This is a genomic window from Amycolatopsis vancoresmycina (genome assembly GCF_000716785.1).
Classification (GTDB): domain Bacteria; phylum Actinomycetota; class Actinomycetes; order Mycobacteriales; family Pseudonocardiaceae; genus Amycolatopsis; species Amycolatopsis vancoresmycina.
Map to the genome: position 1 here is coordinate 1,195,807 of NZ_JNYY01000001.1, position 15,075 is coordinate 1,210,881.

Here is a 15,075-nt window from a genome sequence, read left to right on the forward strand (position 1 = left end):
TGCATGAGCTGCCATCGCCGAGTCGCGATGGCAGCTCATGCCGGAACACCGGGGACTACACGAACTCGAGCAGACTGATCTCCACCGGGAAGTCGCCGACCTGGCCCTGGGTCGTTCGTGCGGTCCGCACCTCGAAGCCGGCCTCACGGGCGAGCTCCGTCAACGTCACCCGGTCGCCGAGGCTGTTGAAGCCGAGGAACAACCGGCCGCCCGGCTCGAGGAACCGTCCCGCCTGCGCGAGGTACCTGCGGTGGGTGTCGTAGTGCCGGTCGAAGAACGCCCACTGCAGGTCATCGGTATAGGCGAACTCGTCCGGCGCGTTGATCACGTTCGAGTTCCAGAAGATCACGTCGTACCTCGTACCGGGCTCGATGGCGTCGAACAGGTCGGTCCGCAGCACGCGGACCCGGTCGCGCACGCCGTGCCGTTCCGCGTTGGCCCTGGCGTTCTCCGCCGCCGCGGCCGAGATGTCGGCCGCGGTGACCGTGGCACAGCCACGCAGCGCCGCTGACACCGCTGTCACCCCGGCGCCGGTCCCCACCTCGAGGAAACTGCCGTTCACCGGGTAGGGCAGCCATTCGGTGAACAGCGTGGTCGACATCGTCAACGTCGGTGCGAACACGCCCGGCAGCAGTGTCCAAGTCCGGCCGAGCAGCTCGAATTCCGACGACCGGGCGGCCTCGGCACCATGCCGGGTGGTGAGGGCGTTGCCGACGTCGAGACGATTTGTGTTCATTCACGAAACCTCCGCTCCTGCTGATGCCATCCGGCGGTGGTGGGCCGCGACCGAGCGCGCGGGCGGGCGCTCCGCCGTGGGTACCGGCCGGACGAGCTCTTCCTGCCGGCCGTCGAGCCGGGAGAACTGGGTGAGGTCGGCGGCGGAGGGCACGAGCTGACGCACCGGCGACCGGCGCAGCGCGGTGTGCATGATCGTGGCGGCCATGAACCCCAAGTCCCCCACGGACTGGTGGGACGACTGCTCCAGGCGGCCCAGATCGACCTGGGCGATTCCGTCGAGGCCGACCAAGTGCAGCGCGTCCAGGAGCATGGCGATCTCGACGCCGTAGCCACTGGCGAACGGCAGCCGCTCGAGTGTCGAGCGGCGACCGGCACACTGTCCGGACAATGGCTGGATCACCCCGGACAGTTCGGGCCAGTACAGGTTGAGCAACGGACGCGCGACAAGCTCGGTGACCCGGCCACCGCCGACCTGCGTACTGCCCTCGCCGTTCACGGGACGATCGAAGAACGCCTTCACGAAGGACACCGCCGGGTCGTCCAGCAGCGGCCCCACGAGCCCGGCGACATAGTGCGGTCCCACGCCGATCAGGTCGGAGTCGAGGAAGACGACGATGTCACCCGAGGTCACGAACTGCGACTTCCACAGCGCCTCCCCCTTGCCCGGCCGGTGGCCAAGCTCGGGCCGGATCTCGCCGGCGGACACCACCCGCGCGCCGGCCTCGGTGGCCACCGCGACCGTGTCGTCGGTCGATCCCGTGTCGACGACCACGAGCTCGTCGACCAGCGGAACCTCGTCGACGACGGCGTCCTTCAGGGTGGTGACGATGGCGCCGACGGTGTCCTGTTCGTCCAGCGCCGGGAGTACCACGCTGATGGTCTGGTCCTCCTTGCACGCCGCCAGCGCCGCCGGGCTCCACCGCGACCGGTAGGTACGCCGGTGGAACCAATTCCGCACGTCCGCGCGCACGTCAGGCCTCCACCCGGACCCGGGGATTCGCGCGGGACGCGGCGACCGCACTCGCCCCGACCAACAGCAGCGCGATGGCCACGCAGCACAACACCGCCGCCGGCGGCGTCGAGGCGCTGAGCACGAGTCCGACCGTGGTCGCCGTGACGCTGTAGCCGGCCCCCTGGACGGCGTAGCCGATCGAGTAACCGGCCGTGTGCATCCGGCCGGGCAGTCGTTCCCGGAGCCAGAGGTTGCGCGCGACCATGGTCCCGGCCTGGAGCAGGCCCGCGCACAGCAGGCCGAGCCAGATGCCCGGCAGGCCGGGGAGGACGGCGACCGAGAGAACGGCGACGGACGTGGCGCCGAGCATCGTCAGCGTCTGCCTGGCCGGGCTGCCCGGCCAGGTGCGCAACCCGTAGCAGAGCGAGCCGGCAGCGGTCACGATCGAGAACGTCATGAGCAACGGTCCGGCCCAGCCCACGGCCAGCTGCCGGTACTCCAGCAGCGCGGGCAGGGCGAGTTCGGCTGACGCGAGCAGCGCCATGGACGCGGCGCTGGTGACGTATATCGGCCACGCCGCGGCCAAGGAGCGCAACAGCGGCCGTGCGTGCCGCTCGTCCTCCGCCCGAGGCGATCCGGGCGGCATTCGGACGAGCAACAGCGCCGCAACCACGGCACAGCCCGCGGCGATGAGCAGCGGCGCGCCCGGACCGACCCGCAGTGCCATGAGCACGACCAAGCCGGGTGCGGCGGCCCAGATCGTCTGGGTGAGGGCTGCTTCGACGCTGAGAGCGGGTGCCGCGTCCTGATCCGGCACCGCGCTCGTGATGAGCGTGCGCAGCCCGCCCGGGCTCGCCGCGGGCCCCGCCCCGGCGAAGAAGGCGCAGATCACCAGCAACGCGGGCGACGCGGTACGGGCCAGCACCAGGCCGCCGAACGCGGCCGCGCCGACCAGCATGCCCAGTGCGAGGTGCCGGCGCGTCGTCTCGGGGGTCAGCCACAGGCCCAGCACCGGCGCACCCACAACCTCACCCAGGACGTAGGTGGCGGCGAGCGAGGCGCCCAGGGTGTACCCACCCGGCAGTTCGCGCACGAGGAACACCATGCCGATCGACGCCATCGCGATCGGCACCTTCCCGGCCGTGGCCACCAGCACCCACCGGAAGAACCGCCGGCTCAGCAGCCGCCGGTAGCCCGACCCGCTCATCGGTGCGCGCCGAACAGCTCGGCGACCTCGGCCTCCAGCTTCTCCGCCTCGGGCCCGTCCGCGGCGACGAGCAGCAACTCCCCGGACGCGCCTTCCGGGACGTGGTCGTGGACCGAGATGATCACACCGCGCCGGGTCGTCCGGTCGTAAGCCAGGCCGCGCTCGGTGAGGCCGCGCAGCGCGTCCTCGAACGAGGTGAAGGAGCACTGGCGCAGCTCGACGATCACCCGGTCGGCGAGGTACCCGGCGCCGACGACCTGCTCGCCGATCAGGTGGATGTGCGTGGAGCCGTTGGTCCGGCAGTTGAACTCGTTGACCAGGATGTCGCCGCTCGGCGCGACCACGCCGTCGACACTCATCGTCCCGCGGTACCCCAGCCCCCGGACCGCTTTGCCCAGCCGTTCCGCGTGCGCGAGGAACGCGGCGAACGCGGGCAGTGCCGCGGCCGGTGCGGGGATGACGAGTCCGTTGAGGACCGGTTCGAGACGCAGCTGCCCGTGTCCGACCAGTCTGATGCCGGAATCGGTCACGAGCAGCTCGACGTAGACGGAGGTCGACTCGACGAGGTAGTGCTCGATCACCACCCGCTGCCGGCCGCAGTCCGAGTACCGCGCCCAGTTGACGCCGAAGTGAGCCGACACGGCGGCGCGGTCCGCGAGCACCTCGACCCGGTGCGCGCCGAGCGGGGGCACACCGGCGGCCGGGCTGAGGATCACGTGCCCTTCGTTGTCCTTCTGGAAATCCTGTTTGACGATCACCGCCCGGCCGGCGGAAAGCATCCTCCCGGCGTAGCTCTCCGCGTCCGCCCGGTGCTCGGTCACGATCCCCTCCGGAACCGGCACCTCGATCCCGGATGCGATGGCCCGGAACGCCGCCTTGCTGTTCAGCAGCTTGCCGCCGCACTGGGCCAGGAACCCGAAACCCGGTGTGGCACTGCCGATTCCGAGGTCGCGAGCCAGTTTGATGACGGCCTCGTCGAAGTGGAACGGAACGACTGTGTCGACCCGGGTCGCCGCCACCAGATCCCGAAGCCGAGCCAGGAACTCCGGGTGGCCGAGGCGGTCCCGGCCGAGGACGCCGTCGCCGAACCGGCCGGGCGGCGGTACGACCACGTGCACGGTCGCCGGGTCCACTTCCATGAAGTCCAGGACATAGCGGAGGTGCGGCTCGCACGGCGCAATCGGCAGCACCAGGATGTCTCCCGGGGTGAGGCACCACGCCATCCGGGCCGCCTGGTTGCCCACGTACCGGCTGTACCGGGGTGAGACGGACTCCGGGTCGCCCATCATGTCCTCGGACCGCTGGTTGCTGACGATCAGTGTGCTCATCGGGTTGCTCCCCTTGCGGTTGTCGCGTGCAGCAGCGGTGCCACCATGTCGGCGAGGATGTCCACGCCGTCGGTGGTGAGCACGGATTCGGGGTGGAACTGCGTACTGCGGAAGCGTTCGCCGCGCAGTGCGTGTATCTCGCCGGTGGCGGCGTCCCCGCACACGCTGACCGGTACGGCGGGCACGTGGTCCGCGAGCGCGACGAACGTGTTGTAGAACCCGACCTTCGTGTGCCGGCCGAACAGGTCGATCCCGATCCGGCGGCCCTGGTCGGGTGGTCGTTTCGGCACGACCGGAAAGCCGAGCACCCCGCACAGGATCTGGTGTCCGAGACAGATCGAAACGAACGGCCGGCCGCTGTCGAGCAGCCGCTCGGTGATGGCGCGCAGCGCAGCCTGCCGGCGTTGGTGGACGTGCCGCGGGTCGCCGGGACCAGGCCCTACGACCACGAGGTCGAAGCCGTCGGTGTCACCGACATCGTCGAAGGGCCGCGTCGTGACCGCGAGGCCGAGCGCCCGCAGCTGGTAGGCGAGCATCGCCGTGAAGGTGTCCTCGGCGTCGACCACGACCGCCGTGTGACCGGCGAGGTCGCCGGACCGCCGGCCACTGTCCGGATCCAGCCAGAACGGCGCCAGGTCGGGTGTGCGCGCACCCAGGGCCTGGTGCACGGCCGGACTCAGCTCGGCAAGTCCGGCCGGACCAGGCCCTGGGGCCTCCCTCCCCCCGGTCATCATCGCGTTCAGCAGTCCCGCGGCCTTCGCCCGCGTCTCCGCTGCCTCGCTCCGCGGGCACGAGTGCCGGACCAGCGTCGCTCCGACTCCGATCCGGAACCGGCCGGTCGCAGCGATCTCGGCGGTCCGGATGACGATCGACGAGTCGAGCACCGGTCCACCGGCCGTGCCGGTTCCCAGCAGCGCCACCACCCCGCTGTAGTAGCCGCGGCCGGTCCGTTCGTGGCGGGACAGGACCTGGCAGGCGTTCTCGAGCGGGCTGCCGGTGACGGTCGGCGCGAACATCGTCTCGTGGAGGATGTGGCGCACGTCCCCGGGGGTCCGCCCGTGCACCCGGTATTCGGTGTGCGCCACCCGGGCCATCTCCCGCAGGTAGGGGCCCGAGACGCGGACGCCGTCGACGCAGAGCCGGGCCATCATCTTCAGCTCCTCGTCGACGACCATGGACAGCTCGTCGATCTCCTTCTGGTCGGCGAGGAAATCCAGCAAACCGGGAACGGTCGGCCCGGTGGGCGGATAACGGTACGTTCCGCTGATCGGACTCATGATCATCGCCCCGCCGGCGACACTGACGTGCCGTTCCGGGGTGGCTCCGATGAATGTCCGCGATCCGGTGTGGAAAAGGAATGTCCAGTAGGCGCCGAACTCGTGGGTGAGCAGCCGACGGAAGATCGCCAGCGCTTTCCGGGTGGAAAAATCGGCAATGGTCGCGGCGTACGTGCGCCGCAGCACGAAGTTCGCACCCTGTCCGGTTCCTATTTCCTGGCGAACGACCGCCCGGGCCAGGTCCGCGTACTCGTCGTCGGTCAGGTCGAAGCGGCCGTCGGTCACGGCGACGGGTTCGTCGGGAAGCCACCGGAAGACGTCATCGAGCGACATCCGGCCCTGCTCGCGCACCCGCATGGCGAGCAACGGCGCACCGTCGTCCACGCAGGCGAACCCGCGCTCGGCGATCTGCCGGAACGGGATCATCGCCAGCGTCTCATGGCCTGCTCGCGAGCGCTCACCCGCCGGCGGGAGATCCTGCAGAGAACGGATCTCGGCCACCTCGCCGGAGAGGAACTCGATTTCGCGCCCACCGCCGACGGCCGGCCGGTGCAGCAGCGCGAAAGGTGCGTTCCGCCGCAGCAGTTGATCCACGGTTCCTTTGCCCATGCCCAAAGCCTCGAACCCGGCGACCGGTCCGGCAACTACCTGTGCGAGTGGTTGGCCGACCGGCCGGATGCTCGTTACCGTGTCGACAAACGCAGGAAGCCGACGGGACAGCCGCTATGACGATTTCAACCCGACATCGAGTCGGTTTTCCCTTTCTGACTCCGGGCGAGCTGGACGACATCAATTCCAGGCCGGCTCTGCAGCAACCCGAATGGGCCGACGCGGAACTGGCCGAGCAGGTCCAGTCCGACATCGCCCACCTGCCCGGCCTCGTGCCGTGGGACGAGGTGCGGATGCTGCGCGCCGCCCTCGCCGGTGTCCACACCGGACATTCCACGGTCATCCAGGCAGGCGACTGCGCGGAGGATCCCGGGGAGTGCACGCCGCGGTCGATCGAGCGAAAGGTCGCGTTGCTCGACACGGTGGCCGGCGCGATGCGCTTGCACACCGGCAAACCGGTCCTGCGGATCGGGCGGATCGCCGGCCAGTTCGCCAAACCTCGCTCGCGGCCTGCCGAACGCTGTGGTGACGTGGAACTGCCCGCGTTTCGCGGCCACCTGGTCAACCTGCCCGCTCCCGACCGGCGCAGCAGACAGCCGGATCCGATGCGAATGCTGAGCTGCTACTGGGCGAGCAGGACGGCGGTGGGGTTGCTGCGTGACGAGGTACCCGCGTCCCGGGTGTGGACCAGCCACGAGGCACTCGTGCTCGATTACGAGCTGCCGCTGCTCCGGCGCACCGACGACGATCGCTTGTTTCTCAGTTCGACGCACTGGCCGTGGATCGGCGACCGGACCCGGCAGCTCGACGGTGCCCACGTCGCCCTCTTGGCCGGCGTGGCCAACCCGGTGGCGTGCAAAGTCGGCCCGAGCATGACTTCCGCCGAACTGGTGGCGCTGTGCGAGCGGCTCGATCCCGGTCGCGAGCCGGGCCGGTTGACGCTGATCGCCCGCCTGGGCGCGGACCTGGTGTCCGATCGGCTGCCCGGGCTCGTGTCCGGCGTGCGCGCGGCGGGCCATCCCGTGATCTGGCTGTGTGATCCGATGCACGGGAACACTGTCACCACACCGGACGGCGGCAAGACCCGCTTCCTGGCGACCATCACGCACGAAGTGCGAGCCTTCCGGGAAGCCGTACCTTCCGGCGGCGGTGGCCTCCACCTGGAAACCACGCCCGATGCCGTCCACGAGTGCGTCACGGACGAGCCGGCGACGGCACACGGCGCCGAGAACTACACGAGTTTCTGCGATCCCCGGCTCAACCCACACCAAGCCATGCTCGTCGTGGACGCCTGGGGCCGCACGTACGACCAGCCGACCGGAGCGCGGAGACATCACCCATGAGCATCCCCGAGATCGCCCCGTACCCCATGCCACTGGCCGGCGAGCTGCCGGACAACCAGGTCACCTGGACCGTCGACCCGGACCGCGCGGTGCTGCTGGTCCACGACCTCCAGCGGTACTTCCTCGACCCGTTCCCGGCGCACGCCTCCCCGACAACCGATTTGCTTTCCAACATCCAGGTGTTGCGGGAACTGTGCACCGAACGCGGCATGCCCGTGTCGTTCAGCGTCCAACCCGGCGACATGAGCGACGCCGACCGCGGCTTGCTGAAGGACTTCTGGGGCCCCGGGATGTCGCGCGAACCGCGACACCGGCGTGTCGTCGGCCGGCTCACCCCGACGACGCACGACCATGTCTTCATCAAGACGCGCTACAGCGCTTTCCACCGCACTCCCCTGCTCGAGTTCCTCCACCGCAGCGGACGCGACCAGCTCATCATCTGTGGTGTGTACGCACACATCGGTTGCCTGCTCACCGCCTGTGACGCCTTCACGAACGACATCCAGCCGTTCCTGGTCGCCGACGCGATCGCGGACTTCACCCCCGCCTTGCACCAGCAGGCCCTGGACTACGCCGCCCGGCGATGCGGGGTGGTGCTGACCTCCGCGAACCTGGTTGCCTCCCTCGGCGCGGCGACCTCCGGCGTGACCTGAACGAACGAGCCAACTCGAGACAGGTTCACGATCACCTCGTTTTCCGGGCATCGATGTCCGGGATCTTCAAAGAAGGGGAATACTCGTCATGTTCGCACTCCGCACCCGTCCGAGCGCCCGGCACCGCGCGGCAGTCGCCGCGGCCGTCGCGGCGGCAACGCTCGTTTCCGTGGCACCTTCGGCCGTCGCGGCCCCGTCCACGGCTGCCGCCGCTCCGGCCACCCGGCTCGAGGTCGGCTCCAGCACCGCCGACGAGAGCTACTTCGACTTCACGCCCTATTTCTACGCGCGCTCCGCCCTGGTCGAAGGAACCCTGCACGCCGTTGGATGCGTGCGGGCCTACGCCGCCACATACGCGGGCCCCAGCCACAGGCTCGACTACCGGAGCACGAGCCTGAAATGCAACACCACGGTGCCGGTCAAGCTCGAACTCAAGGCGGACGTCCCCGGCGGAGCCGACCGGATCCTCGTCGAACTTCGCGACGACGCGGGGAACCTCCTCGCCTCCGGCTGGGTGTACCGCTGAGCTGAGCGCGATCGTGCGGGGAGCACGCTGTCCGCGGTGGTCCCCGCACGATCGCCGTCACCCAGCCCGAATAGACGTTCCCGTGGCTGAAGCTTGCGTCTCGATCTGCCGGCGTATGTCCAGAACGGAACCACGGTGGCGCTGATCGCAGCGTGCGCAGCATCTGCACCGGCGGGTCGACCAGCGCCTCGCCCCAGCGCGACAGCCCGGAGACGATGCCGAGCAGGACCCCGGCGACCGCGTCGAGCGCGAACCCGGCCGAGCGACACCGCGAACGCGGACCACCGGACTGATCCACCGCCGCAGATCGGGTCGCCTCGCGGGTTTGCGCGATGGTCCCGTGGCGAGGTGTACGTCGGTGCGGGAAAGGGACACGGGTTTCTCCCCGGACCGAGTTCAGGCGAGGATGGACCGGCCCAGCCCGGTCAGGACGGCGTCGTCCTGCGGGTTGTGGACCCGGCTGCACAACACGCCGCGGTAGTGCCGCTGCAGCGAGTTGGTCCGGGTCAGCCCGGGATTGCCGGTCAGCGCGACGGCCTGTTCCACCGCCTCGATGAGCAGCCGCGTCGCGAGCACCTTCGCCACCCCCGCCTGCGCCGCCGCGGCCGGGTCGCCCTCGTCGGCCCGGCGGGCGAGCCCGAACAGGATCTCCTCCGCCCCGGTGATCTGCGCGGCGATCTCGCCGACCCCGGTCTGGAACCTCGGCAACGTGGCCAGTGGCTTGCCGAGCCCGCTGGGCCCGCGACGGCGACTTCACCGACAAGCCCACCCGCTACCGCCGCACCGGCGACTTCCTGACCGTGGTCCGGCGGACGTGGGACTCGGCCGAACCGTTCGACCACGAAGGCGAGTTCTACCGGGTCCGCGGCGCGCGCTCCGACGTCCGCCCGGCCGCCGGGATCCCGGTGTACTTCGGCGGCGCCTCGGCCGACGCCATCCGGGTCGGGGCGAAGCACGCCGACGTCTACGCGTTCTGGGGCGAACCCCTGGCCGGGATCGCCGAGCGCATCGAGCAGGTGCGAGCCGCGGCCGGCCGGGACATCGCCTTCAGCGTCAGCCTGCGGCCCATCCCCGCCGCGACCGAAGCCGAGGCGTGGAACCGCGCGCGGGACATCCTGCGGCTGACGCAGGAGCGCGTCGGCGAGTTCAAGGGCCGCCGCGATTCGAGCGAGGCCGTCGGCTCGCAACGGCTCCTGGAGGCGGCCGCGACCGGCGAGGTGGTGGACGAACGGCTGTGGACGGCGGTGGCGAAGACGACCGGCGCCGCCGGGAACTCGACCGCGCTGGTCGGCAGCTACGAGCAGGTCGCGGACTCGCTGCTCGGCTACGTCCGGCTCGGTGTCGGCACGCTGCTGATCCGCGGGTTCTCGCCGCTGGCCGACGCCCGCGACTACGGCACGCTCGTAAATCTGGTCCGGGAGCGCGCGGACGCGGTTACCGTCGGCGCATGAAGCCGAGCACATCGCACTGGGGCGCCTTTTCCGCCGAGGTCGACGCCGACGGCCGGCTGCGCGTCGAGCCGCACCCGGCGGACCCGGCGCCGTCGCCGCTGCTGGGCAACCTGGCCGCCGCGCTGGACCACCCGAGCCGGGTGGCCCGGCCGGCGGTCCGCCGCGGCTGGCTCGAAGACGGACCGGGCCCGGACGACCGCCGCGGCCGCGACGAGTTCGTCGAGGTGCCCTGGGACGACGTCCTCGACCGGCTGGCGGCGGAACTCGACCGGGTCCGGACCCGGCACGGCAACCAGGCGATCTTCGGCGGCTCGTACGGCTGGGCGAGCGCCGGGCGGTTCCACCACGCCCAGAGCCAGCTGCACCGGTTCCTGAACACGATCGGCGGCTTCACCGGATCGCGGAACACCTACAGCAACGGAACGTCATCGGTGCTGCTGCCGCACGTCGTCGGCGACATGCACGCGGTGCTGCGCCAGGCGTCGACGTGGCCCACGATCGCCGAGCACACCGAGCTGATCGTCGCCTTCGGCGGTGTGCCGGAGAAGAACGTGTTCGTCACGCCCGGCGGGGTCACCGTGCACGGCACACCGGGTCACCTCGCGCGCCTGCGGGCCCGCGTCGCGCTCGTCAGCCCGCTGCGCGACGACTTGCCGTCCACAGTGGACGCCCGCTGGTACCCGGTCCGGCCCGCCACCGACACCGCGCTGATGCTCGCGCTGGCGCACACGCTCGTCGTCGAAGGTCTGCACGACCGAGAGTTCCTGGCGCGCTACTGCGTCGGCTTCCCGGAGTTCGAGCGGTACCTGCGTGACAAGGACCCGGAGTGGGCGGCCGGGATCACCGGCATCCCGGCCGCCGACATCGTCGCGCTCGCCCGGGAGATGGCCGCGAACCGGACGTTGATCACGGTCACGTGGTCGTTGCAGCGCACCGAACACGGCGAGCAACCGGTCTGGGCGGGCATCGCGCTGGCGGCGATGCTGGGGCAGATCGGCCTGCCGGGCGGCGGGTTCGGGCACGGCTACGGCTCGATGGGCGACGTCGGCGACACCGGCCCCGAGCTGCGCGTCCCGTACCTGCCGCAGGGCGTGAACCCGGTGGACGAGTTCATCCCGGTGGCCCGGATCGCCGACCTCCTGCTGCACCCGGGTCGCAAGTACGACTACAACGGCGAAGTCCGCCGCTACCCCGACACCCGGCTCGTCTACTGGGCCGGCGGCAACCCGTTCCACCACCACCAGGACCTCAACCGCCTGCGCCGCGCGTTCACCCGCCCGGACACGATCGTCGTCCACGAACCCCATTGGACGGCGACCGCGCGGCACGCCGACGTCGTGCTGCCCGCCACGACGGCGTTGGAGCGCGAGGACCTCGGCTCGGGCCGCCGGGACACCCACCTGATCGCGATGCACCGGATCGCGCCGCCCGCGGGTGAGGCCCGCGACGACTACACGATCTTCGCCGCTTTGGCGGCCCGGCTCGGCGTCGCCGAGGCGTTCACCGAAGGCCGTTCCCCGCGGGAGTGGCTGGAACACCTGTACCGCTCCTGGCGCGAAGAACCGACGTTCGATCGGTTCTGGGCCGACGGCGAACTGCGGCTGCCGCCCGGCCGCGAGCACCACACGCTGTTCGCCGACTTCCGCGCCGACCCGGTCGCGCACCCCCTGCGCACGCCGAGCGGCCGCATCGAGATCACGTCGGCGACCGTCGCCGGGTTCGGCTACCCGGACTGCCCCGGCCACCCGGTCTGGCTGCCGCCTTCCGAGTCCGGGCCGTTGTGGCTGATCGCGAACCAGCCGCACACCCGCCTGCACAGCCAGCTCGACGCCGGCGACGTCAGCCAGGCGGGCAAGGTGGCGGGCCGCGAGCGGCTCCGCCTGAACCCGGCCGACGCGGCGGCCCGCGGCATCACGACCGGCGACGTCGTCCGGGTGTTCAACACGCGCGGCGCCTGCCTGGCGGGCGCGGTCCTCGACGACGCCCTCCGCCCCGGCGTCGTCCAGCTCCCGACCGGCGCCTGGTTCGACCCGGTCGAGGACCACCCCACCGGGCCGCTGTGCGCGCACGGCAACCCGAACGTCCTGACCGCCGACATCCCCTCGTCCCGGCTGTCGCAGGGCTGCGCCGGCCAGCACGCCACCGTCGACGTCGAACGCTTCACCGGCCCCGCCCCGCGCGTGCGGGCACTGCACCCCCCGCTTCGGAAAGGAAGCCGATGATCGACCTCCAGTCCGTGACGTCCGAGAGCCACCTGCGCGAAGCCTTCGGCTGCTTCCCCTCCGGCGTCACCGCGGTGTGCGCCCTCGTCGGCGGACAACCCCGCGGGATGGCCGCCAGCTCCTTCATCTCGGTCTCCCTGGCACCGCCGCTGGTGTCGATCTGCATCCAGCGGACATCGTCGACCTGGCCCCTCCTCCGGAACCGGCTGCGGCTGGGCCTCAGCGTCCTCGCCGAAGGACAGGACGACGCTTGCTTCAGCCTGTCCTCCCGGCAGGGCGACCGCTTCCGCGACGTCGAGTGGGAGCCCGGGCCGGACGACAGCGTCTTCATCAGCGGATCGAGTGCCTGGCTCGAGTGCTCCATGCACGACGAGGTCCCAGCCGGTGATCACGTGATCGCCCTGCTGAAGATCCACCGCATCCGCACCGACCGGACCCCACCACTGGTCTTCCACGGCAGCCGCTTCCGCCGGCTCGCCGCCGTCTGAGCCTCGGAACGTCGGGCGGTCACTCGCCACGGCGACGGGTGAGGTGGCGGCGTGCCATGGCCGCGAAGTGCTGGATCTCCGGCATCGTGCGGTGGCGGGTGTAGGCGAGCGCGACAACGACCGGTTCGGCGTCGTGGATTTCGACCGCGACGAGGTCGTCGCGGCGGTGATACTGGGCGACACCGGCGGGAAGAACGCAAAACCCCTCCCCCGCGGCCACAGCTTCCAGCCGTTCCTCGACGGCGACGAGCGGACGGCGGCGGGGTGCGCTGTCGCCGCGCCAGCCCGGGAGGGAACCGGGGTCGTCGACCAGCGGCATGGCTCGCAGGTCCTCCAGCGTCAGCTTGGTCGCTCCGGCCAGCGGCGAGGCGGCCGGGACCACGGCCACCCGCGGCACATCGAGCAGTTCGACGTGCCGCAGTTCGCGGGATTTCAACGGCAGCCACACGAAACTGACGTCCACGGTGCCGTCGAGCAGGTACGGCTCCTGTTCGACGATGGGCACGTAACGGGCGTCGACCGACACCTCCGGGTGGGCGGCGCGGAACTCGGCCAGCAGGTCGGTGAACGGCACGCCGGGCATGAAGCCGATGGTGAACTCGTTGCCCAGGCGCGCGGCGGCGCGGGCCCGGCGTTCGAGGGCGACGGCGGAGGCCAGCAGCGGCACCGCGTCCTCCAGTAGCTGACGGCCGGCGCCGGTGAGGGCGGTGCCGCGGCGATCGCGGGTGAACAGCGTGACGCCGAGGGACTCTTCGAGTGCCTGGATCTGCCGGCTCAGGGCGGGTTGGGTGATGTGGAGTTCCGCCGCGGCCCGGACGTAGCTCTGGCTCTGGGCGACAGCAACGAAGTAGCCGAGCTTCCGAAGGTCGAGAGACATGCCGGAAGCTTATGCCGGTTCGTTCGCTGCGCTCATGCCGGAAAGGCATGAGCGCAGCGGAAAGAAGCATTGGCGGGACGAGCCGCGCCCAGGCCAACCTCTGAGGTACCTCCCAGCCGGGAGAACGTCACCTCGACTCAAGGAGCCTTCGTGGGCATCTTCGGCCGCCACCCATCCCCGTCCGCAGGCGGGGACGAGCCGACCATCGTCATCGTGCACGGCGCGTTCGCCGACGCCACCGCCTTCGGCGCCGTCGCCGACCGGCTGATCGGCGCAGGCTTCCCGGTCATGGCGGTCGCCAACCCGCTGCGCGACCTGCACACCGACGCCGCCTACGTCCGCTCGGTCCTGGACGCCGTCGCCGGGCCGGTCGTCCTGGTCGGGCACTCCTACGCCGGGTCGGTCATCACCCAGGCCGCCGCCGGTGCCGGCAACGTCAAGGCGCTCGTCTACGTCGCCGCCTTCATCCCGCAGGCGGGCGAAAGCTCGGCCGAGCTGAACGGCCGGTACCCCGGTTCGCTGCTGACCCCGGACAACCTCGTCCTGGTACCGACCCCGGACGGCCGCACCGACCTGTACATCAAGCCGGAGCGCTACGAGGAGGTCTACGCCGGCGGGCTGAGCGCCGAACAGGTCCGGATCGCCGCGTTCGCCCAGCGTCCCGTCACCAGCGAAGCCCTCGGCGGCGTGGTCTCGGACGTGCCCGCCGACGACCTCCCGCGGTGGCAGGTCGTCGCCACCGAGGACCACGCGGTCCCGGCCGAACTGCAGCGGTACCTGGCCGACCGGGCCGGCGCGAAGATCATCGAGGCCGACTGCGGCCACGACGTCGCCGCCGCCCGGCCCGCGCAGGTCGTCGAAGCCGTCCTCGCGGCGGCCGCCGCATGACCGGCGAGCCCGTGGTGCCCGGCTGGATCCAGCAGTACGTCGAGGCCTGCAACCGGCACGACGCCGCGGCGGTGGTCGCGATGATGGCCGAAGACGTGCAGGTGGCCGACACCGCGTTCGGCGGGGAGTTCACCGGCCGCGACGCGGTGCGGCAACTCCTGCTCGGGATGGACGCGGGCCTGTCCAGCGACTACCGGTTCACCGTCCGCAAAGCCATCACCGCGGGGACGGACTACGCGTTCGAATGGGTGCTGTCCGGAACCCACGACCGCGCCAACCCGGAACTCGGCCTGCCCGCCACCGGCAAGGCGTTCTCCGTTCCCGGGCTCACGATCGGCACCCGCCACAACGGCGCGATCACGCACAACCGGGACTACTGGAACCTGGCCGGGTTCCTGACCCAGGTCGGGCTGATGCCCGCGCCCACACCAGGTGCCTGAGAGGAATCCGATGAAGAATTTGTGGCGCCTCGTGGACGAAACCGTCATCGGAGCGGTGATCGCCGCTCTCACCTGC

16 protein-coding genes and 1 pseudogene are annotated in these 15,075 nt (G+C 70.9%); 9 read left to right on the plus strand and 8 right to left on the minus strand.

Annotation, left to right across the window (positions count from 1 at the left end; all coding sequences use genetic code 11):
- Positions 1 to 55: 55 nt before the first annotated feature.
- Genes OO60_RS05125 through OO60_RS05145 form a run of 5 tightly spaced genes read right to left on the minus strand, consistent with a single transcriptional unit; the run spans position 56 to position 5,715 of the window.
- Positions 56 to 736, minus strand: a complete 681-nt coding sequence (locus tag OO60_RS05125) for a methyltransferase (RefSeq protein ID WP_003090469.1) — start codon at positions 734 to 736, stop codon at positions 56 to 58.
- Complete coding sequence (locus OO60_RS05130; RefSeq protein ID WP_003090470.1) at positions 737 to 1,708, minus strand: glucosyl-3-phosphoglycerate synthase; 972 nt, start codon at positions 1,706 to 1,708, stop codon at positions 737 to 739.
- A gap of 1 nt (position 1,709) precedes the next feature.
- Positions 1,710 to 2,897 (minus strand): MFS transporter, encoded by a 1,188-nt coding sequence (locus tag OO60_RS05135; protein WP_003090471.1) that lies wholly within the window; start codon positions 2,895 to 2,897, stop codon positions 1,710 to 1,712.
- The gene (locus tag OO60_RS05140) at positions 2,894 to 4,225 is read right to left on the minus strand and encodes a preATP grasp domain-containing protein (protein ID WP_003090472.1); all 1,332 of its coding nucleotides are present in this window, start codon (positions 4,223 to 4,225) and stop codon (positions 2,894 to 2,896) included. The genes OO60_RS05135 and OO60_RS05140 overlap by 4 nt, the downstream gene beginning before the upstream one ends.
- Positions 4,222 to 5,715 (minus strand): anthranilate synthase family protein, encoded by a 1,494-nt coding sequence (locus tag OO60_RS05145; protein WP_240490718.1) that lies wholly within the window; start codon positions 5,713 to 5,715, stop codon positions 4,222 to 4,224. Before OO60_RS05145 ends, OO60_RS05140 begins: the two co-directional genes overlap by 4 nt.
- Here OO60_RS05145 and OO60_RS47660 point away from each other — a divergent pair.
- From OO60_RS47660 to OO60_RS05160, 4 genes are all read left to right on the plus strand, one after another.
- Positions 5,605 to 6,231: a hypothetical protein gene (locus OO60_RS47660; RefSeq protein WP_240490719.1), complete on the plus strand. Its 627-nt coding sequence runs from the start codon at positions 5,605 to 5,607 to the stop codon at positions 6,229 to 6,231. The genes OO60_RS05145 and OO60_RS47660 overlap by 111 nt on opposite strands.
- A complete protein-coding gene (locus OO60_RS05150) occupies positions 6,228 to 7,454 on the plus strand; it encodes a 3-deoxy-7-phosphoheptulonate synthase (protein WP_081655880.1) in 1,227 nt (408 codons plus the stop codon). The genes OO60_RS47660 and OO60_RS05150 overlap by 4 nt, the downstream gene beginning before the upstream one ends.
- Entirely contained in the window at positions 7,451 to 8,107 is a 657-nt protein-coding gene (locus tag OO60_RS05155; RefSeq protein WP_003090480.1) for an isochorismatase family protein, read from the plus strand. The genes OO60_RS05150 and OO60_RS05155 overlap by 4 nt, the downstream gene beginning before the upstream one ends.
- Positions 8,108 to 8,276: 169 nt before the next feature.
- Complete coding sequence (locus OO60_RS05160; RefSeq protein ID WP_155848929.1) at positions 8,277 to 8,633, plus strand: hypothetical protein; 357 nt, start codon at positions 8,277 to 8,279, stop codon at positions 8,631 to 8,633.
- Positions 8,634 to 8,781: 148 nt separating this feature from the next.
- Here OO60_RS05160 and OO60_RS48380 read toward each other — a convergent pair.
- Positions 8,782 to 9,008: pseudogene (locus OO60_RS48380) on the minus strand (ABC transporter permease); the annotation flags it as partial.
- Between the two features lie 21 nt (positions 9,009 to 9,029).
- Entirely contained in the window at positions 9,030 to 9,341 is a 312-nt protein-coding gene (locus OO60_RS05165) for an acyl-CoA dehydrogenase family protein (RefSeq protein WP_003090483.1), read from the minus strand.
- Between the two features lie 8 nt (positions 9,342 to 9,349).
- Between OO60_RS05165 and OO60_RS05170 the strand changes: the two genes are divergently transcribed.
- From OO60_RS05170 to OO60_RS05180, 3 genes are read left to right on the plus strand one after another with little or no spacing between them, the layout of a single operon-like run.
- The gene (locus OO60_RS05170; RefSeq protein WP_003090484.1) at positions 9,350 to 10,084 is read left to right on the plus strand and encodes an LLM class flavin-dependent oxidoreductase; all 735 of its coding nucleotides are present in this window, start codon (positions 9,350 to 9,352) and stop codon (positions 10,082 to 10,084) included.
- Positions 10,081 to 12,306 carry a molybdopterin-dependent oxidoreductase gene (locus OO60_RS05175; RefSeq protein ID WP_033260846.1) on the plus strand — a complete coding sequence of 742 codons (2,226 nt, stop codon included), beginning with the start codon at positions 10,081 to 10,083 and terminating at the stop codon, positions 12,304 to 12,306. The genes OO60_RS05170 and OO60_RS05175 overlap by 4 nt, the downstream gene beginning before the upstream one ends.
- Positions 12,303 to 12,794, plus strand: coding sequence for a flavin reductase family protein (locus OO60_RS05180; RefSeq protein ID WP_003069401.1), 492 nt, complete (start codon positions 12,303 to 12,305; stop codon positions 12,792 to 12,794). The genes OO60_RS05175 and OO60_RS05180 overlap by 4 nt, the downstream gene beginning before the upstream one ends.
- 19 nt (positions 12,795 to 12,813) lie before the next feature.
- Here the strand turns inward: OO60_RS05180 and OO60_RS05185 are convergent, their stop codons facing one another.
- A complete protein-coding gene (locus tag OO60_RS05185; protein ID WP_003069398.1) occupies positions 12,814 to 13,671 on the minus strand; it encodes a LysR family transcriptional regulator in 858 nt (285 codons plus the stop codon).
- A 150-nt stretch (positions 13,672 to 13,821) separates the two neighbouring features.
- On the opposite strand from OO60_RS05185, the gene OO60_RS05190 reads away from it, so the two are divergent.
- Entirely contained in the window at positions 13,822 to 14,559 is a 738-nt protein-coding gene (locus OO60_RS05190) for an alpha/beta hydrolase (RefSeq protein WP_003069396.1), read from the plus strand.
- Positions 14,556 to 14,999: a nuclear transport factor 2 family protein gene (locus OO60_RS44905; RefSeq protein ID WP_003069392.1), complete on the plus strand. Its 444-nt coding sequence runs from the start codon at positions 14,556 to 14,558 to the stop codon at positions 14,997 to 14,999. The genes OO60_RS05190 and OO60_RS44905 overlap by 4 nt, the downstream gene beginning before the upstream one ends.
- The last annotated feature ends 76 nt before the right edge of the window (positions 15,000 to 15,075 follow it).

Coding starts and splice junctions, on each gene's coding strand:
- OO60_RS05125 (WP_003090469.1), bottom strand. CDS start 736: ATGAACACAAATCGTCTCGACGTCGGCAACGCCCTCACCACCCGGCAT.
- OO60_RS05135 (WP_003090471.1), bottom strand. CDS start 2,897: ATGAGCGGGTCGGGCTACCGGCGGCTGCTGAGCCGGCGGTTCTTCCGG.
- OO60_RS05140 (WP_003090472.1), bottom strand. CDS start 4,225: ATGAGCACACTGATCGTCAGCAACCAGCGGTCCGAGGACATGATGGGC.
- OO60_RS05150 (WP_081655880.1), top strand. CDS start 6,228: ATGACGATTTCAACCCGACATCGAGTCGGTTTTCCCTTTCTGACTCCG.
- OO60_RS05155 (WP_003090480.1), top strand. CDS start 7,451: ATGAGCATCCCCGAGATCGCCCCGTACCCCATGCCACTGGCCGGCGAG.
- OO60_RS05175 (WP_033260846.1), top strand. CDS start 10,081: ATGAAGCCGAGCACATCGCACTGGGGCGCCTTTTCCGCCGAGGTCGAC.
- OO60_RS05180 (WP_003069401.1), top strand. CDS start 12,303: ATGATCGACCTCCAGTCCGTGACGTCCGAGAGCCACCTGCGCGAAGCC.
- OO60_RS05185 (WP_003069398.1), bottom strand. CDS start 13,671: ATGTCTCTCGACCTTCGGAAGCTCGGCTACTTCGTTGCTGTCGCCCAG.
- OO60_RS44905 (WP_003069392.1), top strand. CDS start 14,556: ATGACCGGCGAGCCCGTGGTGCCCGGCTGGATCCAGCAGTACGTCGAG.